At 46.2% G+C, this 24,307-nt stretch carries 19 protein-coding genes; 12 read left to right on the top strand and 7 right to left on the bottom strand.

Annotated elements, in window-relative coordinates; all coding sequences use genetic code 11:
- The first annotated feature begins 4 nt into the window (after positions 1-4).
- Complete coding sequence (locus tag BUR42_RS13060) at positions 5-454, top strand: hypothetical protein (RefSeq protein ID WP_074239654.1); 450 nt, start codon at positions 5-7, stop codon at positions 452-454.
- A 44-nt stretch (positions 455-498) separates the two neighbouring features.
- Here BUR42_RS13060 and BUR42_RS13055 read toward each other — a convergent pair whose 3' ends face one another.
- The 3 genes from BUR42_RS13055 to BUR42_RS13045 all read right to left on the bottom strand — a co-directional run bounded on the left by BUR42_RS13055 (position 499) and on the right by BUR42_RS13045 (position 2,530).
- The gene (locus BUR42_RS13055; RefSeq protein WP_074239653.1) at positions 499-840 is read right to left on the bottom strand and encodes a hypothetical protein; all 342 of its coding nucleotides are present in this window, start codon (positions 838-840) and stop codon (positions 499-501) included.
- Positions 841-908: 68 nt separating this feature from the next.
- Complete coding sequence (locus tag BUR42_RS13050; protein ID WP_143197437.1) at positions 909-1,361, bottom strand: hypothetical protein; 453 nt, start codon at positions 1,359-1,361, stop codon at positions 909-911.
- A 128-nt stretch (positions 1,362-1,489) separates the two neighbouring features.
- Positions 1,490-2,530 carry an AraC family transcriptional regulator gene (locus BUR42_RS13045; RefSeq protein ID WP_074239651.1) on the bottom strand — a complete coding sequence of 347 codons (1,041 nt, stop codon included), beginning with the start codon at positions 2,528-2,530 and terminating at the stop codon, positions 1,490-1,492.
- 138 nt (positions 2,531-2,668) lie between these two features.
- On the opposite strand from BUR42_RS13045, the gene BUR42_RS13040 reads away from it, so the two are divergent.
- The gene (locus tag BUR42_RS13040) at positions 2,669-3,616 is read left to right on the top strand and encodes a YihY/virulence factor BrkB family protein (RefSeq protein ID WP_074239650.1); all 948 of its coding nucleotides are present in this window, start codon (positions 2,669-2,671) and stop codon (positions 3,614-3,616) included.
- Here BUR42_RS13040 and BUR42_RS13035 read toward each other — a convergent pair.
- Positions 3,597-5,693, bottom strand: coding sequence for a type IA DNA topoisomerase (locus tag BUR42_RS13035; protein WP_074239649.1), 2,097 nt, complete (start codon positions 5,691-5,693; stop codon positions 3,597-3,599). The genes BUR42_RS13040 and BUR42_RS13035 overlap by 20 nt on opposite strands.
- 20 nt (positions 5,694-5,713) lie before the next feature.
- The gene (locus tag BUR42_RS13030) at positions 5,714-8,764 is read right to left on the bottom strand and encodes a CHAT domain-containing protein (RefSeq protein WP_074239648.1); all 3,051 of its coding nucleotides are present in this window, start codon (positions 8,762-8,764) and stop codon (positions 5,714-5,716) included.
- An 88-nt stretch (positions 8,765-8,852) separates the two neighbouring features.
- Between BUR42_RS13030 and BUR42_RS13025 the strand changes: the two genes are divergently transcribed.
- From BUR42_RS13025 to BUR42_RS13005, 5 genes are all read left to right on the top strand, one after another.
- Positions 8,853-10,214 (top strand): acyl-CoA dehydrogenase family protein, encoded by a 1,362-nt coding sequence (locus BUR42_RS13025; protein ID WP_074239647.1) that lies wholly within the window; start codon positions 8,853-8,855, stop codon positions 10,212-10,214.
- Positions 10,215-10,272: 58 nt separating this feature from the next.
- Positions 10,273-10,701 (top strand): SRPBCC family protein, encoded by a 429-nt coding sequence (locus BUR42_RS13020; RefSeq protein WP_074239646.1) that lies wholly within the window; start codon positions 10,273-10,275, stop codon positions 10,699-10,701.
- A gap of 66 nt (positions 10,702-10,767) precedes the next feature.
- Complete coding sequence (locus tag BUR42_RS13015) at positions 10,768-11,031, top strand: hypothetical protein (RefSeq protein WP_074239645.1); 264 nt, start codon at positions 10,768-10,770, stop codon at positions 11,029-11,031.
- Positions 11,032-11,199: 168 nt separating this feature from the next.
- The gene (locus BUR42_RS13010; RefSeq protein WP_074239644.1) at positions 11,200-13,632 is read left to right on the top strand and encodes an outer membrane beta-barrel protein; all 2,433 of its coding nucleotides are present in this window, start codon (positions 11,200-11,202) and stop codon (positions 13,630-13,632) included.
- Between the two features lie 17 nt (positions 13,633-13,649).
- Positions 13,650-14,981, top strand: coding sequence for an acetyl-CoA C-acetyltransferase (locus BUR42_RS13005; RefSeq protein WP_234979669.1), 1,332 nt, complete (start codon positions 13,650-13,652; stop codon positions 14,979-14,981).
- A gap of 3 nt (positions 14,982-14,984) precedes the next feature.
- Here BUR42_RS13005 and BUR42_RS13000 read toward each other — a convergent pair whose 3' ends face one another.
- Positions 14,985-15,488, bottom strand: coding sequence for a cupin domain-containing protein (locus tag BUR42_RS13000; RefSeq protein WP_074239643.1), 504 nt, complete (start codon positions 15,486-15,488; stop codon positions 14,985-14,987).
- A gap of 65 nt (positions 15,489-15,553) precedes the next feature.
- Here BUR42_RS13000 and pdxR point away from each other — a divergent pair, with 65 nt between their 5' ends.
- The 5 genes from pdxR to BUR42_RS12975 all read left to right on the top strand — a co-directional run bounded on the left by pdxR (position 15,554) and on the right by BUR42_RS12975 (position 23,874).
- A complete protein-coding gene (gene pdxR, locus BUR42_RS12995) occupies positions 15,554-17,002 on the top strand; it encodes a MocR-like pyridoxine biosynthesis transcription factor PdxR (protein ID WP_074239642.1) in 1,449 nt (482 codons plus the stop codon).
- A 180-nt stretch (positions 17,003-17,182) separates the two neighbouring features.
- On the top strand, positions 17,183-19,993 hold the full coding sequence (locus tag BUR42_RS12990; RefSeq protein WP_074239641.1) for an FAD-binding and (Fe-S)-binding domain-containing protein: 2,811 nt from the start codon (positions 17,183-17,185) through the stop codon (positions 19,991-19,993).
- Between the two features lie 11 nt (positions 19,994-20,004).
- Complete coding sequence (locus BUR42_RS12985; protein ID WP_143197436.1) at positions 20,005-21,351, top strand: hypothetical protein; 1,347 nt, start codon at positions 20,005-20,007, stop codon at positions 21,349-21,351.
- A 23-nt stretch (positions 21,352-21,374) separates the two neighbouring features.
- Positions 21,375-22,721, top strand: coding sequence for a thioredoxin family protein (locus tag BUR42_RS12980; RefSeq protein ID WP_074239639.1), 1,347 nt, complete (start codon positions 21,375-21,377; stop codon positions 22,719-22,721).
- A gap of 94 nt (positions 22,722-22,815) precedes the next feature.
- On the top strand, positions 22,816-23,874 hold the full coding sequence (locus BUR42_RS12975; protein ID WP_234979668.1) for an amidohydrolase family protein: 1,059 nt from the start codon (positions 22,816-22,818) through the stop codon (positions 23,872-23,874).
- A 66-nt stretch (positions 23,875-23,940) separates the two neighbouring features.
- Here BUR42_RS12975 and BUR42_RS12970 read toward each other — a convergent pair whose 3' ends face one another.
- On the bottom strand, positions 23,941-24,306 hold the full coding sequence (locus tag BUR42_RS12970; protein ID WP_074239637.1) for a DUF7009 family protein: 366 nt from the start codon (positions 24,304-24,306) through the stop codon (positions 23,941-23,943).
- Position 24,307: the final 1 nt, after the last annotated feature.

Genomic DNA, 24,307 nt, shown 5'->3' with positions numbered 1-24,307 from the left:
GTACATGAAGGTTGTTGTAATGAAGATGCTGCTGATGATGCTATCTTTTTCTACTTATGCACAGGTAAAAGTAAGGATTACAGATTGGACGAGGAAGGTGGCAATGTTTGCCAACGGCTATTGGGATAATAAATGGGCTGATGAAGTGATCCGCCAGATAGGAGCTGACGAGTTTGATAAAGTAAAGATGGCAGCTGGCAAACAAATTGTACCGAAAGAAATGCGAACGATTAAGAGTATTGTTTTGAAAGATACTGCGGGGCTGTTTAAACATCTGAATGAACTGAATATGTATAAGATAGCCACCTATTCATCAGTTGGTTCAACAGGGAAGGTATTCGAAATGGCTATCTTGAAGGTTCCGTACCGGGGAAATGAAGACTGGGATGCAAACGCCAAATGGGATGTACTGTACTTTTTTATAGAGAATAGATTTGTGGAAGAGCGCAAATAATTATCAGCGATCCGGAATTATAACTCCGGATCGCTGATTGCCTATTAAAGGTCTTTAACATCGTAATCTCCAGAAGGACTGTCGATTTGATCATCTAATGTACCTGCAGTGCCAGTGTCATATGCGCTGAGAGCAGTTGCCAGTTCATTGTCTTCAATGGCATTGCTGAGGCTGGTATCTTCTACCCTGATCCAGTTCAGAACGCCGGTACCATCTTCAAAAGCAGGCTGAACGAGTTCCTGGGAAGTATAGCTGGCTACTTCTGCCTGGTCATCAAGACCAACTACATCATATACCAGGAAGTAACTTACTGCTCTTTGTGTAGTGAATGAGCTGAGTGTAACGGCAGCAACTACGGCTACCAGGGCTAAAATGTTCTTTTTCATAAAAATAGTATTAGATAGTTAAGTGAATACCTACTCTTTTTGTTCAGGGTTTTCGGTTTCCCACCTGTTTATTGTACAATAATATTTTGAATGGCTTTGGGCTGAATAGCTGTCTTTCTTCTTATATTCAATCCTATTGCCAGCAGGGTGATCAGGAAAAGGAATATTTCAAAGGGGAGATAAAAACGTTTCCCCAGTTTGTTTAGGATCCCACCAAATAAATGAGGCGAATGCGGGTTTAACAGTACAACAGTTGCCAATATTATTACAAACAGGAGTGTTGCTGCCAGTCCATGTATCCGCGTTTTGGGAAAGAATAACAGTATGGCAATCCCTGCTTCTATGAAAACTATGAACCATGCTGTTATTCCCACATGCTTTGTGTAAAACCATAGCAGGTTCTTGAGGCTCAGCAGGTTTAAATAATTATCGATCGCACTATGCACAAAGAACACCAGTAACAAGGCCGTAATGATCTCCCCCGCCCATAGGCGCCAGGTTTTGGGTTGTATCGTTTTCATGATGGATTTAAGGGTCTTATTGTTTTTAATGGTCTTTATCGGTTCAGTGAAGTAAAATTGCCCCAAATATTTCTCAATCACGTTCACTATTTCATTTTATTATGTGCATTATTTCAAACATCTGCACCCTAATTAAGCGGGAAACCCTTTGCTGTACTCACTTCCCATTTATATTTATATTGCACGGGCGATAAAGCATGGTGCTTCTTAAACACCCGGGAAAAATACGTTCTGCTGGTAAACCCTACCTGTGCCCCGATCTCCTCCACGGAAAGATCGCTATGCAGCAGCAGGTGCTCAGCCTCCTGGATCCTTGTCCGTTGGATATATTCAGCCGGCGTTGTACCAATGATCTTCCGGAAACGGGTGGTAAAGGAATTGATGTTCATACCCGCTTTACGGGCCAGCTTGGGAATAGAAATGTCAAAAGAATAATGTTCGCCTATATAAACAGTGGCTTCCCTGATAGCCATTTCGTATGGGATGATAATATCTTTGAGCGGCTTACTCAGCAGGTTAAAGTAGATAAGCAGCAGTTCATTGATCCTCGACTGCAGAAAGATATGAACAGCGGCTCCTTCCAGCCTGCACTCCTTTATCTCGTTCACTATCTGCAATGCTTTGCTGTTAAACTCAAATACCTGGAACTGTTCTCCATTTGCTGCCTGTTGCAGCAGGCTTTCCTGCAACTGTACAAACTGTGGATGTTGGGAGACGAATTTGGATAACTGGGCTGCTGAGAAAGAAAAATAGATACTCTTATAGTGCCCCGGTTTAAAGATGGCTTTGTTCAAAAGTTTGGGCGGAACATAATAGAACCCAAACTTTCTGTGTTGAAGGCTGAAGAGTCCCGGCCGGCCATGCAGTTTTGCCGGTATGTTCCCCTGGAGGCTGCAATAGAGCATAGCCATGGGCGTATCCGCCACCGGGTTAAATGTTACCTGTTTGTTGATAAAAAAGTTCATCCAGCCAATGGTCCAGTCCGGCTCGGAGAACACCTGTGTGAAATAGCAGCCAAAAGGCCCTTCCGTGAATTCGGCTTCTCCGAAGGATAGCTCATATTGCTTATAGTGGTCTGGTATTTGAGAGGATGTGTTAACCTGGTTCTTAATTTTGGCGGATACGCCGAATGATAACCTGGCTGGGCCTGGATGATTGGTAAGCAGCATTGTTTGTCTCTTTTAAAGGTTAAAATGACCAATATGCAACGTGCTGCGGATTCAATATGTAATGTGGAAGGGTATAAATGTGGTGGTTATGTGAATTTATGTCCTTCGGCTGCAGTGTGATTGCATTATCTTTATAAAATGATGAAAAGCAAGCGGGAACATTTAAAACGCTGGCAGGTATTCTTCCTGTCATTTAAAGATGCCTTCAACGAGCTGTCTGCCAATGACCCATTGCGCATGGCCGGTGCCACTGCTTTTTTCACCACTTTTGCCCTGCCGGCCATCCTGGTGATCATTATCCAGATGTTAAGGCTCATCTTTGAGCCAAGGTTGATCAGCCGACAGCTTTTTGATGAACTGAGGGCCATCATCGGGGACGAAACCACCCAGGACGTAATACATACCCTCCGGGCTTTTCGTGGCATTGCGCAAAGCTGGCTGATCGCTATTGGCGGTTTTATCTTCCTGTTATTCGTAGCCACTACTTTGCTGAAAGTGATGACCAGCTCTGTGAACCAGATCTGGAGACTGCGGCCGATCGCTAAAGGGAATTTCAAACTGATCATGATATCCCGCTTAAAAGGTGTGCTGGTGATCCTGTTCACTGCCGTACTCTTTGTAATAGGTATCCTGGCAGATGCGGCACAGGCTTTCCTGGGCCATTATATTGAAAAGGGTTTGCCGGAGCTGATGATCTTCTATGAGAGTGTATTGCGTTATCTTGTTTCCATCCTCACTGTTACACTCTGGTTTGCATTAGTGTTCTACCTGTTGCCGGACGGGCGGCCCCGGTGGAAGATCTTATTTACCGGAGCACTGGTAACAAGTGTATTGTTTAATGCGGGGAAACTGGTACTTCATTGGTTGCTGACGTACAGCAATATCAATACTATTTACGGCGCTTCTGCTTCTACCGTGCTTTTACTGCTCTTTGTATTCTATACTTCCCTGATCTTTTACTATGGTGCCGCTTTTGCGAATGTATGGGCAAATGCCAATGGTCATCCCATCCAGCCATTGCCGCATGCTATAAAATACCAGCTAACGGATGTAGAAGAAGAAGAGGTTATTCCATCCCGAGGTTAAAGTCTGCGTTGAACACCAGCCTGGCTTCTTTCTCCGTATCGCTGCCGGGTACTTTCAGGCCTTTGATCTTACCGGTCTTTCCTTTGTTGAGCAGGTCTGTGATCTGTTTGTCTGTGAGCTTTTTGCCCAATACTTCAAAGGGTAACTTGAATCCGCAAACGCTGTAGTTGCTGCAGCCGTAAGCAGTATTCCCTTTCTTCACGGTATGTGTTTTGCATTTTGGGCATTTCAACTCTTCTATCACCACCGCTGCTTTGGGTTTTGGTTCCGGCGGGGGAGGAGCATCAGGGGCTATGGTGATCACTTTGTAGGAACTCGTTTTTACTTCCCGTGTGAGGTCTGTTACCATCTCTATCAGCTCCTGCTTGAAGGTTTCCATTGCATATTCCCCTTTTTCTATCAGGCGTAATTTGCGTTCCCAGGTACCCGTTAGTTCCGGGCTTTTCAGGAGTTCCGATTGAATGGTATCAATAAGGTCCATGCCGGTCTGAGTAGCGAAGATGTTCTTTTTCTTCTTCTCTATATATTTCCTTCTGAAGAGTGTTTCAATGATATTGGCGCGGGTAGAAGGCCGGCCGATACCATTATCCTTCAGCAGCTCGCGCATTTCTTCATCTTCTACCTGTTTGCCCGCTGTTTCCATGGCACGTAATAAGGTAGCTTCCGTATAAGGTTTGGGAGGCGTGGTTTTCCCTTTATGTACTTTAGGCTGATGTGGCCCGCTTTCGCCGGCTACAAAAACAGGCAGGATCTTTTCTTCCTCTTCTTCTCCTTCTTTCTTTTCTGTTACATCATTGGCATATACTTCTTTCCAGCCTGGTTCAAGGATCTGTTTACCGGTTGCTTTAAAGGGCACCTGGCCTACTTTCCCCAACACCGTTGTATTGGCGATCTTACACTCCGGGTAGAATGCCGCAATAAAACGGCGGGCTATGAGGTCGTAGATCCGTTTTTCATCCAGGTGAAGACCTTCAGGATACATGCCGGTGGGAATAATGGCATGGTGATCGGTTACTTTCTTATCGTCGAATACAGATTTGAGCTTGGGAATGGGATTAGCCAGGATGGGAGCGATCAGCGCTTTGTAGGGCGTGAGGTCTTCCATAATGCCGGCAATCTTTGGATGCAGGTCTTCAGAAAGGTAAGTGGTATCTACCCTTGGGTAGGTGACCAGTTTCTTTTCATAGAGACTTTGCACGTGTTTGAGTGTATCGTCCGCAGAGTAAGCATACTTCTTATTGGCTTCTACCTGCAGGGCGGTAAGGTCAAATAAACGGGGATTCCCTTCTTTTCCTTCCTTCCGTTCAAAGGAGGTGATCTCAAAGGGATGTTGTTTCAGGTACTCGAGCCCTTTGTTAGCCTTGTCTATATTTTTGAGACGGTCAATAGCTGCCGTGAATTCCGTTTCGCGGTAAATGGTCTTTAGTTCCCAGTATTCTTCAGATACAAAGGCATTGATCTCTTTTTGCCGCTGTACGATCATAGCGAGGGTAGGTGTTTGTACCCTGCCGATTGACAGTACTACCTTCCCTTGTGCAAACTTTTTGGTGAAAAGGCGGGTGGCGTTCATGCCCAGCAGCCAGTCTCCTATAGCACGGGCGCTGCCTGCAGCATATAAGTTATTGTATTGTTCGGCTTCTTTTAATTTCTGAAAACCTTCCCGTATGGCTTCTTCCGTAAGGGAGGAGATCCAGAGCCTTTTAACGGGTACGGCGCATTTTGCCTTCAGCAATACCCAGCGTTGTATGAGTTCTCCCTCCTGGCCGGCATCCCCGCAGTTGATCACTTCTTCGCTTTCCTGTACTAATTGCTCTATGATCTTGAATTGCCTTTGTACGCCACTGTTTTCAATCAGTTTGATGCCAAAGCCGGAGGGGATCATGGGAAGGTCCTCCAGGCGCCAGAAACGCCATTGTTCATAGTAGTCGTGTGGCTCTTTGAGGGTGCAGAAGTGTCCGAAGGTCCAGGTGACCTGGTATCCATTGCCTTCATAGAAGCCATCCCTGCGCTGTTTCGCTCCCAGCACTTCCGCTATGTCTTTTGCCACACTTGGTTTTTCGGCAATGCAAACTTTCATACGGAGCGAAGGTAAAAAAATCAGACTAACTCTGCTAATCTTACCCGCAGCTTATCTACTTCCTCTGCCTGGGCAATGCCTGCACTGCTGAGTATATTCGTGAGGAATTCAAGGTGGTTGATCACCACCATCTTTTTACCCTTGGACTCTGCTTTTTTCCATACATCGTTGTAGCTTTTGAATACGGCATCATGGGTGCTGAACTGTTTGTCCCTGCAGGCATCCAGGATCCAGTTGCAGCAATGTACATTGGCATTGTTGATCATCTGCCAGTAATCAAATTTACGGCCGGGTGTACTGATGAGCTTCCTGAGTACGTCCTGCAATATGTCTGTTGAAGGAAGGTTATAACTTTCTTCATTAAACTGCACGGTTGTGCCCCATGTTCTTGCTGCGGCTACATTCACAATAGCTTCCAGCTCTATCCAGTTCGTATAGGCATAGGCCAGTGTGGTATTACCTTCTATACCGCAGGCTTTCTGATAATAGTAGGCTGCTGCCTGGCAGGCTTTTATTTTCTCTGCAGGGTCTTCGTGCAGCATGGCCTTTCGTTTGTAATTGCTGCCCACCAGGCTGTAACGCTCTGCGGTAGGTCCGAGGCCCAGGAGTATGGTCAATTGTGAGTCGATGTAGCCGATCTCCTGCAGTAATATGTCTGCAGTGAAATTGGCACGGCGTTCATAACACATTTTAGAACGTACGCTCAGGTATTTTTCCATCACCGAAAAAGAGAAAGAAGCGTCTTCCACCTGCAGCAATGCCTGGAATTTCTCGCTGGCATCTTCATACCGGAAAAGGTCTGCATAGATCAGCGCTTCCTTTTCCGTGATCCTGGCGGTACGGATGCCGGCGCTGTCTACTGCTGCGGATATTTCAGCTAATTGCTGCAGAAAGCTTTCATCTTTTGCGGTACCCATTTCCAGCTGGTTGCGGAGGTTGGAAAGATCTATTTCCGCTTCCTGTGAGATCATATAACTGCGCTGGCTTTGCGCGGACCAGCTCCTGTTATTGAAGCGGTAGAACGGATCGCCATAACATTGGTAGGCTCCCCAGGTATTGGTATCGCTGAACTCTTCATAGATCTTGCTCCGTGCTTTCTTTACGGCTTCACCAAAAGTTTCCCCGTTAAACATCAGTTTGTAGAATGCTTCCGTAAAGGCCAGTGCCGCGGCATCGCTTACAGCCCATCCTGCGGCAATCACCGCTTTTACACCATTCTGTATCAGCTGTGTGCCAATATTGGCAGCAAATTTATATCGCTGCTGGTAATACCTGTTATCCATGCCCTGTGTTCTGCCCAGGGAACAGCAGTTCACAAACACAAACTCCGGCACAGAACTCATCTGGGCAATCTCTCCGGAGGTAAGGAAGATGTCCTTGCCGATCACCATGCCGGTTTCACCTGGCTTTTCAGGGTTGTAAGAACCATGCCCGGCCAGGTGTATGATCTTGTACACATTGCCGAATAGTGCTTCTGTGATGGCGGTGGCGCTGCCGTTGATGATAGTGCTTACGCCAAAGTTATGATCATGCAGGATCTGCTCTACTATCTTTCCTTCTTTAATGGCTCCCGGTAATTGCGGGAGAAAACCGAAGAGCTTGGGATCACCTATCACCAACGCATTATTGGCTGCTACGCTTTGTACCCTGTTCCTGAAATTATTGGTGACCATCTGGCGGATCATACCGGAATTGATGCATAGCGGTTTTGCGCTGGGAGAAGTGGTATCCTGTAATAGCTCCCAGGGATAAGCCGCCGTATCCTGGTCAAGGATCCAGTTGATATTTCCCTGCCGCTTCAACTGCTCTTTAAAAGCATTCGGGATCAGCAGCTCAAATACGGTTTGTGCGAGTGCCGGCGTCCATTTATTGTTTGTGGAGATATCTTCTATCAGTTGGTCCAGCACCTGTGTACTGCTAAAGAGATTACTTTGCTCTTCCCGCGCGGAGCCGGTGGAGGCATTGAAAACAAGGGATTTGAAACGCGTGTTGGCATCCTGGGACTGGGTAACGGTTATCCTGCTCCACCAGCCTTCTCCTGTTTTTTCAATGATCCGCTGCCTGCTTCCGGGCAGCATACCGATCCTTTTCTTTTCTTTTTCGATACTGATATTGTAAGAGTTGGTTACATCCTCTTCCAGTTTACTGATGGAATAAAGGCAGCTCACGGCACGGTCTTCGTACAGTTCAATGAATTCCAGCTGTTCTATCAGTTTTGCATTGCCGGAAAAGAGCTTATGGATCTTTTCATTGGCATACTGGATGCCCAGTATAATGCCACTGATAGCATTTTCCACACTCAGCCCGCCGTATCCGCAACCAATGATCAGTGAAGAGATGCCAACGGGGCCGTCGTAATTATCGCCGGGATTATACAGATCACGTTTCAGGTCTATCAGGTATTTGGCAATCCCTCTTTCCACGGTATTGGCCAGTTGAAAAGAGGTAAGGGTTTCCGGTTTCCCCAGCCCTACGATAATAGCGCCTGCAAAAGTGGTTTGAGGGCTGATGATGATCTCCGTTGTGCCGATTTCACCGGGATAGATGCCAAGGTTATGTTTCTCCCGCAACGCACCTTTCAGTGCTTTATCTATTTCACTTTCCGCGTAAAGGATGCTATCTCCGAGGAAGTGCCCTGCCAGCAAAGGATAACTGGCAAACCTGAGGTCTCCCTGCATAATGCTTACCTGCAGGGGATGCCGCACAGTAGCCATAGCGGCAGCTGTACCCGCCTGGCGGCCTTTGAGGTTCAGCCCCCGGGAGTCGTCACTTCCATTTTGATGAATGTGTATAAATTGAACAGGGCTGTCTACCTTGATCCCATAAGGTTCTATCAGTGCCGGTATTTCAAAAGGGTCTGATACTACCAGTGGAAACAGGAGGTCCAGCTCATCCTGGCCACAACGCCAGGCAGTTTTGTCTTCCAGTATAAACTCCAATGTAACATCCGCATGGATGGCTAATTCCAACAATTCACCTGTGCTCTTTGTACTATATGTGGAAACTGTGGTGGGTGCGCCGGGCACTCTTGGCTGCAGTTCCCCTCTGATGAGGACCTTATTGATTTTCATGTTTGGGGTAATGTGGGATCGCGGTTAAATATTACCCTAAATATAAGAATAATATTAGTTTTGATGTTCATGATTAAATATATCTCTTATGGCTGGTACATTCTCCAAAATTAAGAATGCTTATAATCTGTTCAAGGCAATTGATTTCGATAAGCTGGGAAAGTTATCGCAGAAAGTAGACCTGCAAAAGGTAATGGACGGTTTTTCCAGGCTGGATGATAATCAATTGAAGGGCCTGATGCATATGTTAGATGGTGGTGGTGGAAAGAAGAAAGAGCTGCCGCCGATCAATGGTGATTTTTATGAATTGCATCTGCGCCTGAACGAAGAAGACCGTGCCATACAGCTTAAGGTGCGGGAATTCATGGAACGCGAAATACAACCCATCGTCAATAACTTCTGGCTGCATGATGATTTCCCTTTTGAAGTGATCCCCAAGTTTGCGGACCTGGGTTTATGCGGAGTAACATACCAGGGCTATGATTGCCCTGGCAAGTCTTTCCTGATGGAAGGGGTGATTGCCATGGAAATGGGGCGGGTGGATGCTTCCATTGCCACTTTCTTCGGCGTGCATAGCGGGCTTGCCATGGGTTCTATTTATATCTGCGGATCAGAGGAACAGAAACAGGAATGGCTGCCTAAGATGCATAAGATGCAAGCCGTTGGTGCATTTGGCCTCACAGAGCCGGAAGTTGGTTCCGGTGCGGCGGGAGGACTTACCACCACTGCTAAAAGAACAGCAGATGGCTGGGTGCTCAACGGGCAAAAGAAATGGATCGGTAATGCCACGTTTGCGGATGTAACAGTGATATGGGCCAGGGACGTTGATGATAACCAGGTGAAAGGATTCCTCGTGAGAAAAGGCACGCCGGGTTTTGTGGCCGAAAAGATCAAAGGAAAGATGGCGCTGCGGATTGTGCAGAATGCTCTCATTACTATGAAGGATTGTGTAGTGGAGGAGAAAGACCGCCTGCAAAATGCCAATTCTTTCAAAGACACCGCAAAGGTTCTGCAGATGACCCGTGCCGGGGTGGCCTGGATGGCAGTTGGCTGTGCACGCGGCGCTTATGAAAATGCACTGGATTATACACGTAAACGTAAACAGTTTGGTAAACCTATCGCTTCTTTTCAACTGATCCAGAACCACCTCGTGGAAATGTTGTCCAATTTAACAGCCATGCAATCCCTGGTGTTCCGCTTATCTGAATTGCAGGACCAGGGTATGTTGAAAGATGAGCATGCGTCCCTGGCAAAAGTGTTCTGTTCGTTGCGCACGCGGGACATTGTGAGTAAGGCAAGGGAAGTGATGGGCGGCAACGGCATCCTGCTGGACCATAATGTGGCCCGTTTTGTGGCAGATGCAGAAGCAATCTATTCCTATGAAGGCACCAAGGAAATTAATTCCCTGATCGTAGGCCGTGCTATTACCGGCTTTAGTGCTTTTGTATAAACAGCAATAGTAATGGCATGTGATTTGGCGTACAGGAACTGTACTAAAAATTACAACCATGAAAGGGAATCTCATATCGGAAACATCTGTAAGTATTAAAGCTTCTGCTGCCAGGGTATGGAAAGCCATTACAGACCCCCAAAGCATTAAGCAATACCTGTTCGGTACCAAAGTGACCTCTGACTTTAAAGAAGGCAGTGAGATCACTTATGAAGGAGAATTTGAAGGCAAGTCTTATAAAGACAAAGGGGTGATCCGGAAAATGGAACCCGGTAAAATATTTCAAAGCACTTTTTTAAGTGGGGCGAAGGAAGATAAACCGGAGAATTACAACCTGGTCACATTCAGGCTGGTAGAGGAAGAAGGTAAAACAGTGGTCACACTTTCGCAGGATAATATTGCTTCAGAAAAAGAAAAGGAACATTCAGACGGGAACTGGTCTGCCGTGTTGAAGAAATTGAAGGAAGTGGTGGAAGCGGAAGGATAAAACTTTTTTCCTTCCATAAATTATTGCACCTTGCGCCCTCATTTTCATAGATTAGACAGCGGATAAATGGCCATTAAGATCGTAAAGTTTAGCAAAGTATTTAGCATAGAGCAACACCAGGTAGCGTTCGAGTTCAATCCGATGAACGCTAAAGACCAGCAGTTATACCAGGTTTATTTCAACTACGGGCCAAAAAGGGTCCGCTTCCATATGCAGATAAACAGTGAAGGGCAATTTGTGATCACGGATAAGAACAGGTGCCCGGATAAATGCAATGCCTTGGAAAGTGAATTCTCACAGGCCATCCTTGAATCTATCCGTTTATCATAACATCACATCATTTTCTCCCCCGATATGCAACTTTTGTAAGCGCCGTTCGTCTTTTTAAGGGCGAGCGGCGCAATCGTTTGTTCCCTGGTCGTATATAGTTTTCCAGTTCAAAATCAATTTCAATAGTTCCGTACTTAACCCGAACTTTAATAAAGCTAAAAGGTTGCAATGAAAAAGCTCTTCCTGATAGTGATCCTGTTCCTTACAGGCGCTCCGATGTTCGCCCAAACTCATGCCGGAAGTATCAGCGTAAAGATCGCCGATGCCGCCGGAAACCCCTTGCCATATGCCAGTGTAGGAGTCCGCAAAGCTGCAGATAGTTCTCTCTTAAAAGGCCAGATGAGTGATGATAATGGTAAATGTTTCTTTGAAAAGATACCCGCAGGGGCTTATTACCTGGAAGTTTCCCAATTGGGTTTCACTGCAAAAAAAAGCAGTGTATTTAATGTTGATGCCACTCATCAGCAAATAGATCTCAAAACTTTAGTGCTTGCTACCGCCCCCAAGAATTTACAGACAGTTAATGTTACCGGGCAGAAACCTTTTATAGAAAGAAGTGAAGGTAAAACCATCCTCAATGTAGAAAGCAGCGCAGTAGCAGCAGGCAATACAGCCATGGATGTTCTCCGCAGGGCTCCCGGTGTAACAGTAGATAAAGATGATAACCTGCAGCTGAGGGGTAAACAGGGAGTAACGGTAATGCTGGATGGTAAACTAACTTATCTCACCAATGAAGCATTGGCAGATCTGTTGAAGAGCATGCCTGCGGAAAGTATTTCCCAGATAGAGATCATCACCAGCCCCAGTGCCAAGTATGATGCCGCAGGCTCCTCCGGGATCATTAACATTAAAACAAAAAAAGGCCAGCTGACAGGATTGAACGGTACCGTAAATGCCAGCTTCGGCGGTGGCAGGTACCTTTTCTATAATACAGGGCTTAGCCTGAACTGGAGAACAAAAAAGCTGAATGTTTTTGGTAACATCAATTGGGGAGACCGGCAGTTCTTTAATACCCGGGAATTGCATCGTACTACGGGTGGTAGCATTCCAATGCAGTTCCGGCAGGATGTTTTCCAGAAAGGAGAGTTCCTCAACCGTTCCCTGAAAGCCGGCATCGATTATACGATAACGGATAAACAAACGATCGGTGTAATGGTGAATGCTTACAGTAACGCTTTCTGGAGAGATGCGCCCAGTGCCACGCAGATCGCCAACAAAGGAGGGCAAACGGATTCCACGCTCTATACCGGCGTATGGGGAAATAACCGCTTTAAGAACACTGCTTACAACCTTAACTATAAATTGAAGCTGGATACCAGCGGGTCCGAATTTACAGTAGATGCGGACTATGCTGATTTTGGCAATAACATGAAAACGCTGCTGGCTGACAGTACCATATCCGCACATACCGGTACTGTCAGCCAGCGTAGTTCTATTAACACTACGCCCTATACGGATATCATCATCAAAAGTATCAAGGCAGATTTTGTGAAAGTGCTGAATAAGACCAATAAAGTGGAAGCAGGTGTGAAAGCCAGCTTTGTAGATACGGAGAACTTTATGCGGTATGATTCTTTACTCAATGGGGCTTTTGTACCCGTACCCTCGCAATACGATCAGTTTGTTTATAAAGAAAAGATCCTGGCCGGTTACCTTATCTACAAAAAGCAATTAAAGAAAACAGACTTTGTATTGGGGCTAAGGTTGGAGCAAACTACGGCAGATGGGAATTCTATTTCGTTAAAGACAAGAACGGAAAGGACCTACCTGGATTTCTTCCCGAATGCTTCCATCGATCATAAGTTTAATGATAACAATAAATTATCCCTGGCCTATTCCAAACGTATTAACCGCCCCGGGTATGGTCAGCTGAATCCCTTTATGTTCTTCCTGGACAGGTATACTTTCTTCCGGGGTAACTCTTACCTCACACCGGAGTATACCCATAATACAGAGTTGTCTTATATGTTCAAACAGAAGTATATCGCGGCATTAAGTTACAGCCGCACAAATGATATCTGGGATGAGTGGCTGATCGTAGATGATGAAACCAGGATAACCATCAGTACCAACAGGAACCTGGGTACACAGGATAATTATTCACTGGACCTTACACTGCCTTTTGATGTTACCAAATGGTGGAACTCTACTAACAATCTTTCTTTCTTCTACAATAAATACAAGATCAACGATCCTGATCCTACAAAGAATTTCAGTACGGAACAGCTGTCCTGTAATTTCAATACCACCAATATCTTTACGCTGCCCAACAATATTAAAATTGAAGTAGGAGCATGGTACAATGCACCTACCGTATACGGGATCTTCAAATCAAGGGCACAGGGAGCTGTGAACATGGGCGTGCAGAAGGATATCCTGCAAAAGAAAGGCAACATTAAAATAAATATAGGAGATGTGTTTGCTTCCAACCGTTTCAGGGGAACCGCTGAATATAACAACGTATACCTGAACGTGAATAACCGCTGGCAGAACAGAACAGTAAACGTTGCTTTCAGTTACCGTTTTGGTAACACAAAAGTGGAAGCTGCCAGGGACCGGCAAACAGGTACCGCAGATGAACTGCGGCGGGCAGGAAATTAACACTGAATTATGCCCATATGAACGGAAAGGCTGATAAACTTTATCAGCCTTTTTCCGTTATTTTAAGTATGCTGAATAATCTTCAATCCCGGAAAGTAGCTATTGTAGGATATAACCGTATCCCCTTTGCCCGCCAGAATACCTTCTATGCGGATGCCAGTAATAAAGACATGATGACCGCCGCCCTGAATGGTCTCATTGCCCGTTATAAACTGGAAGGGCAACTGCTTGGTGAAGTAGCAGGAGGCGCCGTGATCAGGCATAGCTGGGAAATTAACCTGATGCGGGAATGCACACTCAACACTTCACTGCATCCCGGCACACCAGCCTGTGATATTCAGCAGGCCTGCGATACCGGTATTGAAGCCGCCATTTACATCGCAAATAAAATATCATTGGGCCAGATAGAAGCGGGCATAGCAGGAGGCGTGGATTCTTCCAGTGATGTGCCTCTTGTACTGGGAGAAAAATTACGCAAGATCTTACTGGCCGCCCGCAGGGCCAAAACCACGGGAGACAGGCTGAAACAATTCCTGAAGATCAGGTTCAAAGACCTCACTCCCGTAGCACCCATGAACCGCGAAGCGCCAACAGGCCTGTCCATGGGAGAGCATACAGAGATCACCGCCAAATATTACCAGATCGCCCGCGAAGACCAGGATGCATTTGCATTGGAAAGTCACCGCAAAATGGCGGAAGCTTACGGACGTGGTTTCTTTGAAGACATGATCACCCCCTATAAAGGATTACAAAGAGATAATAACCTGCGTACAGATTCCAGCATGGAAAAGCTCGCTAAACTGAAACCCGCTTTTGATAAAGTGAACGGTTCCCTCACAGCAGGCAACTCCTCGCCTTTAACAGACGGCGCTTCCTGTGTGCTGCTGGCCAGTGAGGAATGGGCCGCGCAGTATGGGCTGCCCGTTCTTGCTTATATTACTTTCGCCGAAGTGGCTGCCCTTGAATATCAGCAGAACAGGCATAACCTTTTGCTCGCACCCATTTATGCCTCCACCCGCATGCTGCAGAAAGCGAACATGCAATTGCAGGACTTTGATTTTTACGAGATCCACGAAGCCTTTACCGCCCAGGTATTAGCTACCCTCAAGATCTGGGAGAGCCCCGAACTAACAGCACAGTTCGGGCTGAACAAGAACCTCGGTGCTATAGACCGCAGCAAGCTCAACGTTACAGGCAGCAGTATTCCCGCAGGCCATCCCTTTGCCGCCACTGGTGGCCGTATCCTTGCCACCATGGCTAAACTGCTGCATCAGAAAGGAAGCGGTAAAGGATTTATTTCCATCTGCGCCGCAGGCGGCCTGGGCATTACTGCTATCCTGGAGAAATAAAACCTATCTCACCGGCAGCATATTGTTTGTGTCCACCGGGAAGCTATCGTACTTGTTATACAGCTTTAAATACTTTGCCGGGTCTATCGGCTGCTCAGTTAAAGTTTCCTTCAGACCCCTGAAGAAATCTTCCCTGCTTTGTGCAGGGTTGAACAGCAATACCAGTTTTGCTTCCTCTGTTGAATTATTGGAAAAACCATGCGGCGTAAAACGCGGAATGTATACTACAGTTCCTGCTTTCGCTTCCACTTCACCATCCTGTGTTTGCATTGTTATCACACCATGGGTAACAATGAAGGTTTCATCCATGAAACGATGATAGTGCAGCTTGGCTCCAATAGCGCCCGGAGCCAGTACAATATCATATACACCCAGCTGATCATTGGATATTTCGCTGGTTACTTTAAAGGTGAGCGTTACGCCGTTCATGTGAAAGGTCTCACCTTCTTCCGGATGCAGTATCACTGCTTTGTTTTCCAGGTTGTCGTTAAAGAAGTCTTTTTTCATGATGTAAAAGTACGCGGGGTATGGACTATCTTAGTGGTCCAATTACTAATCGTTAACTGGTCCAGATGCTTCCATTTAAAACACTCATACAGGTAGATAAGAAATCGAAATACCCTATCTACCAGCAGATCGCTAACCGTTTCATAGGGCTGATCCAGGAAGGGGTTTTACAGCCGGGGGCTTTCCTTCCGGGGAGCCGGGTAATGGCAGCGCAATTAGGCTTGCACCGGCAGACCGTGGTGGCTGCTTACGAGGAACTGGCCAGCCAGGACTGGATAATATCCATGGCGCGCAAAGGGATGATGGTAGCTGCGAACCTGCCCGTTATCAAACCGCGTTCTTTTAAAACTACTGCTGTTGCCTATGCACAGGGCCCTTCTTTTTCCTTTAATGCTGTACCAAAACTGGAGATGTTGCCTCCTGCCATAGGGATCCGCTATACGATCAATGATGGTTTCCCGGATGTAAGGCTGGCGCCTTTAACCGAATGGACAAAGGAATGCCGTTCTATTGTGCAGAGCCCACGCTACACCAAATTACTTATGGATGGAAGTGATACGCTGCGGAAGGAAATGACGAAGTTCCTCACCAATACCCGTGGCCTGAATATTTCCCCGGATAATATCATGGTCAGCCGGGGAGCGCAGATGGCTATTTACACGGCGGCGGCTATGCTGATCAGGAAAGGCGATCATGTGATCACCGGCAGCCCCAACTATATCTTCGCTGATCTCTGTTTTGAACAGCTGGGTGCTAATATTATCAGGGTGCCGGTGGATAATGAAGGCATAGATGTGGATGCCGTGGAAAAGCTCTGCCGTACCAAAAAGATCCGGATGTTATACGTGGTGCCACATCATCACCATCCTACTACCGTAACGTTGAGTGCGGAAAGGAGGATGAAGCTGCTGGAGATCATCCGTACCTATAAACTGGCCGTGATAGAAGATGATTACGATTATGATTTTCATTATAGTTCGGCTCCGATCTTGCCATTGGCCAGTGCAGACCATGGCGGCAATGTGATGTATATCGGCTCCCTCACGAAATCCCTGGGTTTATCCCTGAGGATAGGGTTCCTGGTAGCGCCGGCCCGTTTTATTGCAGAAGCGGGCCATTTGCGCAGGTTAATGGACCTGCGGGGAGATAACCTTTCAGAAGAGGCCCTGGCGGCTATGCTGCAAAGCGGAGCTATTGAGCGGCATCTCAAAAAGGCCAAAAAGATTTATCACGAAAGGCGGGACCTGCTCTGTAAGCTCCTTATGGATAAGTTGGACAACCGGTTGCAATTTACTCCTCCCTCCGGCGGCCTGGCCCTCTGGCTGAAATTCCCGGAACACCTGCCTGTACAGGAGGTGGCGGAAAAGGCTTTGGACCTTGGTCTAAGGATGTCTCCCGGAATGCATTATCATTACCAGGGTAAGCCGGGTAATGCCTTAAGGTTCGGTTTTGCGTCCCTGAATGACCGGGAATTAGCGAATGTGGTGGGGATATTGGCCAAATGCTGTAAATAGATACTAAATTACCCTAAATGCCTAACCGAAGGATAACCGAACGTGAACCGAAGGAGAACCGAATGTGAAGCCTATGTGAAGGGTGTTAAAATAATATCAACAGGAGAGGGGTGCTCCTCCAAAGATACCGAAAATGGGGAGAATTCTCTACTTTAGTAGGGCAAATAGTTGGAATCATAAATGGAAACAGGGAAGTTATTAGAAGCGATCTTACCAAAGGACAGGATTAAAACACGATTGATAGATCTCGTTTCCTATGCCTCAGATGCAGGGTTTTATTACCTGCGGCCTAAAGCGGTGGTGCAGCCACTGAATGAAAAAGAGATCATCGCCTTATTTCATTTTTCCCATCAGCATAAAATCCCGCTCACTTTTCGCACAGGCGGTACCAGTTTATCCGGACAGTCCATTACAGATGGTATCCTGGTAGACCTGAGCAAATATTGGAACAGTTTATCTATCGAAGAGGAGGGGAACCAGGTAAGGGTGCAACCGGGTATAACAGGAGGAATGGTGAATGCCCGCCTGAAGAAGTTCAAGCGGAAGATAGGGCCAGACCCTTCCAGCATTGATTCTGCCATGATCGGCGGGATCCTTTCCAATAATTCCAGTGGTATGTGTTGCGGCGTGAAGCTGAATTCCTATCATACCACAAAATATATCCGCTTTATACTGCCGGATGGAAAAGTGTTCAACACTGCCATACCGGAAGATTATGCACGGTTTGAAAAAGAGTGCAGCGCCATTTTCCAGGCTATCAAAACCCTCCGTGCACAGATAACCGGGAATGCTGATCTGCAGCTGAGGATCCGCCAGAAATACGAAACCAAGAACACGGTGGGTTATTCCCTGAATGCATTGATCGATTATACACACCCGCTGGATATACTTGCACATCTTTTGATCGGAGCAGAAGGTACACTGGGCTTTATTGCGGAAGCAGTGATGCAAACAGTGCCTGACTATCCTTATAAATCCACCGCATTTTTATATTTCCCGGATATTTATGCTGCCTGCCAGGCTATTCCCTCGCTCACTTTATCAGGTGCAGAGGCTGTGGAATTAATGGACAGGGCATCCCTGCGTTCCATAGAACAGGTGGTGGGTGTTCCTGAACAATTGAAAACACTGCCGGAAACTGCTGCTGCCTTGCTGGTGGAATTTGGAGCAGATAGCACCACTGTATTGCAGGAGAAATTAAACGGTCTTTCCCTCACGAACTTTTCTTTGCTGGAACCACCAAGGTTTACAGAAGACCCGTATGAGCAGCAGTTCTTATGGAAACTCCGCAAAGGCATGTTCCCTGCGGTAGGTGCTGTAAGGGCCAGCGGCACAACCGTGGTGCTGGAAGATATTGCTTTTCCGGTAGCGCAACTGGGTAGCGCTATCCTTGATCTGCAGGCACTTTTTGTGCAGCATGGTTATGATAATGCCATCATCTTCGGGCATGCCAAAGATGGGAACATCCACTTCGTGGTAACACAGTCCTTCAATACACAGGCAGAGATTGAGCGGTACGACCGGTTCCTGAGAGATGTAGTGGTATTGGTGGTAGAAAAGTACGACGGTACTTTAAAGGCAGAACATGGGACCGGCAGGAACATGGCCCCTTTTGTTGAAACGGAGTGGGGCGGGGAAGCCTATGAGGTGATGAAGCAGCTGAAAGCAGTGATCGATCCGCAGAACTTACTGAACCCGGGGGTAATCATCAGCGATGATAAGAACCTGCATATCAAAAATCTGAAGCCACTGCCGGTGGTAGAGCAGGAGGTGGATAAATGTATTGAATGTGGTTATTGCGAACATAAATGCCCCAGCAGGGACATTACCCTTACACCCCGCAGGCGTATTGTAGTGAGAAGGGAATTAGCGCTGCTGAAAGAAAGCGATAAGAAAAAAGAATATGCCGAACTGATAAAGGAATACCAGTACGATGGCCTGGAAACCTGTGCCGTAGATGGTTTATGCGCTACGGTTTGCCCGGTGGACATCAATACCGGCGACCTGGTAAAAAGATTAAGAAGAGAAAATCACACTTCGTTCGCCAATAATGTGGCGCTGCGTATTGCAAAGAATTTCAGGACCACCACGCAGCTGGTATCTTTTGCATTGAAAACAGGAAATGCCATTAACGGCGTGTTCGGTAAAAATGCCATGCGTAACCTAACCAGTGGCATTAAAAAGATCATCCCCGCTTTTCCTTTGTGGAGCAACCAGTTGCAGGCTGCTTCCTTTAAGGCTAAGAGTGCCAATAACGGCGGGCAGGCCACCGTAGTGTATTTTCCTACCTGTATCTCCCGGGTAATGGGAGGTGCCATGGATGATAAGAAGAACCTTGTGGATACCTTCATGAGCGTATCGGCGAAAGCACAGATCAATGTGCTGATCCCGGATGATATCCAATCCACCTGCTGCGGGCAGCTGTTCTCTTCCAAAGGTTTCAGCCAGGCTTACCAGCATACGGCAAATAATACCATCAGTAAATTATGGGAATGGACCAACCACGGCGCTTATCCTGTAGTGCTGGATGTAAGCTCCTGCTCACAAACGATCCAGCATAGCAGGGGAGTACTTACACAGGAGAACAGGGAACGTTATGATAAGATGATGATCATTGACAGTATTGATTACCTGCATGATCATGTACTGCAATCATCCACCACCATTCATAAAAAAGATAATGTTGTATTGCACCCGGTTTGTACTTTGCAGAAGATGAAGTTAACCGGCAAACTGGTAAATATTGCAAAACATTATGCTAATAATGTAGATGTGCCTGTTACTGCAGGATGCTGTGGTATGGCCGGGGACAGGGGATTCCTCTTCCCTGAGTTAACCGCTGCGGCCACAGCGCCGGAAGCAAATGAAGTGAAGAAGCATCACTATGAAGGATACTATTCTACCGCTAAAACCTGTGAGATGGCCCTGTCCGATGCGGTAGGAAAGAACTATGAATCGATCCTGTATCTGGCGGATGAGTGCACCCGCTAAAAAGGCTTAGCATGACAAAAGTTAAAATTGTAAGCTGTTGTTTGTTCGTTTTATTTACACTTCCTGCGTTTGCACAGAAAGAAGGGATCCGTTTTTTCAAAGGTAGCTGGGACAAAGCACTGGCGGAAGCTAAGCAAAGCAGGAAACTGATCTTTGTACATGCCCGTTTGTACTTTAGTACTATCAGCGAAAGATTAGAGAATGAGGTTTTCCCGCTGAAGGAGTTGGGAGATAAATACAACCAGCACTTTATCAATTACCGGATGGATATGGAAGGTAGAACAGGCCGTTCTATTGGGGAGGAGTTCCAGGTGAGAGGAAATCCTACCTACCTCTTTATCAATGGGGATGGTGATCTTGTTTATAAGGCCTATGGATTCACCAGTAACATTAAGCGCTTCCTTATCCTGGCAGATACTGTTTTACGCAGGCATGAAGAGGGGAAGGTGGAGATCTTCGGGCGGGCCACCTATGAAAAAAGGAAGCAGGATAAGGTTTTCCTGGTAGAATATCTTAAACAGCTGAGGCCCCTTGGGATCCAGCAGGATTCTGCCGGCAAAGTGCTGGATCAATATTTCAGCCTGTTAAAACCAATGGAATTAAAAGATTCAGCCACTGCTTATTTCCTCTTAAATTCGCCTGCCACCGTACAGTCTTCTGTATTTGAATACTTCATTTCCCATCAGCCCTTTTATAATAACATTGTTGAAGAGTTTCCTAAGTTACTGGGAAATGTAATACTCAATTCGCTTGCGAAAGCCATCGACGTAAATGATGATCCCCTTTTCTGGGACGCCCTTGTTGCCAGTAAAAAGCTGGAGAACCCTTCCCTGAGGTATCCTTTTTCGGTTTTCATGTTTACGAACCAGTATTATGTAAAGAAGAAGCAGGTGAAACGGGTGATAGAAAGAGCGCCGGTTTTCCTGGACCGTGTTTGCCAGATGAAGGACGAAGAGATCCTTAGCAAAGACCGGCAGCAATTTGAGGAACTGATGTATCCCTATATTTCCGGGGAAAAAGATAGCGTCATGGTATGGAACTTTGGCCGGGAAAAGGAGAGTTGGCGTACGGTTTATTCAAAATATGTTGCACATGCTTTAATGGTAACAGCGGATATTTATCTCCAGAATACCAGGAACAGAACAGATCTCCGGAAAGCCTGCATCTGGGCAGAAAAAGCGGTGGAACTGGACAATAGTAACTATAAGTTTTACCCGGTGTTATCAAGGTTATATGCAAAAGCAGGCATGAAACGTGAAGCGATCACTACCATGCAGTCTGCTATCACAATGGCGCAGGAGCAGAGAGCATCGCCATTAGTGATTGCCATATATAAAAGAGCTTTGCAGGAGCTGTAACGCTAAACATAAAAAAGCTTAGCATGACAAAAATTAAGATCCTAACGTGCTGTTTATTTTTCTTCTTTACACTTCCTGTTCTTGCACAGAAAGAAGGGCTGCGTTTTTTTAAAGGCAGCTGGCTGAAAGCAATGGAGGAAGCCAGGAAAAGCAACAAACTGATCTTTGTAAATGTATACGCAGAGTGGAGTGAATCCAGTCAAAAGATGAAAGAGGAGATCTTTCCCCTAAAGCTGGTGGGAGATAAATACAATAACCAGTTTATCAATTACCGGGTAGACGGAGACTGGAGGGAAGGGGAGTTTTTTGACAACAGGTACCGGATAGATGTTTATCCTACTTTTCTCTACTTAAATGGGGATGGTGCCGTGGTGTTCAGAAGCAGTGGATACAGGGAAGATCCGATGTGGTTCATCTCTCTGGCAGATACCGCCTTATACATCCAAGAGGCAAAGCAGACAATGCCGGCATGGCGGGCATCTTATCCCAGCCGGAAAAATGATAAAGAGTTCGTAGGAGAATACCTGAACAGGCTGATCCTTTTTGAAATGTCGGCGGATACCATCGATATGGTGCGCGATCATTTTTTTAGCCAGCTAAGTCCCGCGGAATTAAAAGATTCTGTTACAGCGGGTATTCTCCTCAGATCACTTACAACAGTATTATCTCCTGCATTTAAACATATTATGGCTAACCAATCTTCTTACAGGAGCATCATACCGGACCTTTCATTAAGACTGGGCAGCGTGATCATCAATTCCATCATAAAGGCCACTGCATCGCCGGATGATGACCTTTTCAGGGCGGCCGATGCTTACAGCAATAAATTGGAAAATCCACTGCCGAGGTATCCCTATCTTGTTTTTCTTTACCGTAATGAATATTATATCGCTACGAAGCAAAGCCATAGGATGATTGAAAGGGCTCCTGCTTTTTTGGATAGTATCTGCCGTATAAGAGAAGAGGGATTCCGGCTCAGAGATCAGCAACTGTTTGAGGAGATCATGCGGCCTTATACATCCGGTGAACAGGATAGCACCCAGGTAGAGGATTTCTCTTATCTGAAGGAAAGCTCCCGCACCTATTATTCAAGATATGTTGCCAGTGTTTTGAATAAAACAGCCAGCCATTTCCTGAATTATGCGCTGATCGTGCAGGATCATCGGAAGGCCTGTGTATGGGCCGCGAGAGCAGTAGACCTGGATGTTTATAACTATGCATATTATACCACACTCTCTCAGTTGTACGCAAAAGTAGGGATGAAAAAAGAAGCAGTGAGTACCATGGAAACGGCTATCAAACTAGCCAAGGAACAGGGTGTATCTGATACCATCATTAAAATATACAAAAATGCGCTGAAGACCCTTTAGCTGATTGCCGTTCATCATTTAGCAGGAGTTAAATATTTATTAGTTTACTATCTTATACGTTATGTGGAAATTCTATACCCTAATCTGTACCCTGATGCCCTACGCGGGCATACTATGTGCCCAGGAAAGATCATCCATGGGCTTCGAGGAATATGAGCCGAAGTCTACGCTCGTAGTGCCGGAACATAAACTCACCAAAGCTAAATTCCCTTTCATTGATATACATAATCACCAGAATGGCCTGGGCTCGGGAGATCTGCGCGGGATACTGAAAGATATGGATGCATTGAACATGAAAGTGATGATAAACCTTAGCGGTGGTAATGGCGCCGGCCTGAAACGGCAGACGGATAATGTGAAAGCAAATGCACCCAAACGCTTCATCATATTTGCCAATATCAGTTTTGGCGGAATAGGTGAACCCGGGTGGACGGAGAAAGCAGTGAAACAACTGGAAGAAGATGTACGCAATGGCGCTAATGGTCTGAAGATCTTCAAAAGCCTGGGGCTGAGCGTTAAAGATAATACAGGTAAACGCGTAGCTGTAGATGATCCGCGCCTGGATGCCATCTGGGATAAAGCGGGCGCATTAAAGATACCGGTGCTGATCCATGCAGCTGATCCCAAACCCTTCTGGGACCCTGTAGATAAAGACAATGAACGCTGGCTGGAAATAGTGACCCATCCCGGCCGTAAAAGAGGGCCGGATAATCCTGTTCCCTGGGAAACGATCATTGAAGAAGAACACCGCATGTTCAAAAAACATCCGGGCACTAAGTTCATCAATGCACACTTTGGCTGGTATGCAAATGACCTGGGTAAACTGGGCAAACTAATGGACGAGATCCCGCATATGTATGTGGAATTCGGGGCTGTGATAGCAGAGTTAGGCAGGCAGCCTAAAGCAGCAAGGCAGTTCTTCGAAAAGTACCAGGACAGGATCCTGTTTGGCAAAGATTCCTGGGAGCCGGAAGAGTATACTACTTATTTCCGCGTGCTGGAAACGGCGGATGAATACTTTCCTTATCACAAAAAGTACCATGCTTTCTGGCGGATGTACGGCATGAACCTGCCGGATGATATCCTGAAGAAGGTGTATTATAAGAACGCATTAAAGCTGATCCCGGCGATTGACAAGAGCTTGTTTGAGTAGGAGATCACAAAAAAGCCGCCCTGGTAAAGGGCGGCTTTTTTTATCGGGGGATTTTTTAAGTTTCTTTTAGCATTCATGTTTCGATAATGGGTTCTCAAATGCATTACTGTCATCTTCCTCCCGCTCAGTCAAACACTTAAAATCCTTTTCGATCAATATCTTTAACACACTGTTATCCGGGTTCTGCTGTTCAAATTGGATGCCTACGAGGTCTGTATCTATCCATTCCTTCGCCTTTTCAGCAAGGATGCTCATATGCACACCGCTACCTTCCAGTTTAACTTTATACTTATCGCCGGTACGCACACAGAAATGAAGGCTAGTAGCACCGATGTGTGTTTCTTCTTCCACTTTGCCATGCTCTTTTAGTGCGTCTATATCTGCTTTGTCAAGGCGGTAACGGATACTATTTCCTCTTATCCTGATCTTCATG

Source organism: Chitinophaga niabensis, from assembly GCF_900129465.1.
Classification (GTDB): Bacteria; Bacteroidota; Bacteroidia; order Chitinophagales; family Chitinophagaceae; genus Chitinophaga; species Chitinophaga niabensis.
The sequence above is the reverse complement of the archived record's forward strand: the minus strand, read 5'-3'. Positions and strand labels throughout refer to the sequence as shown.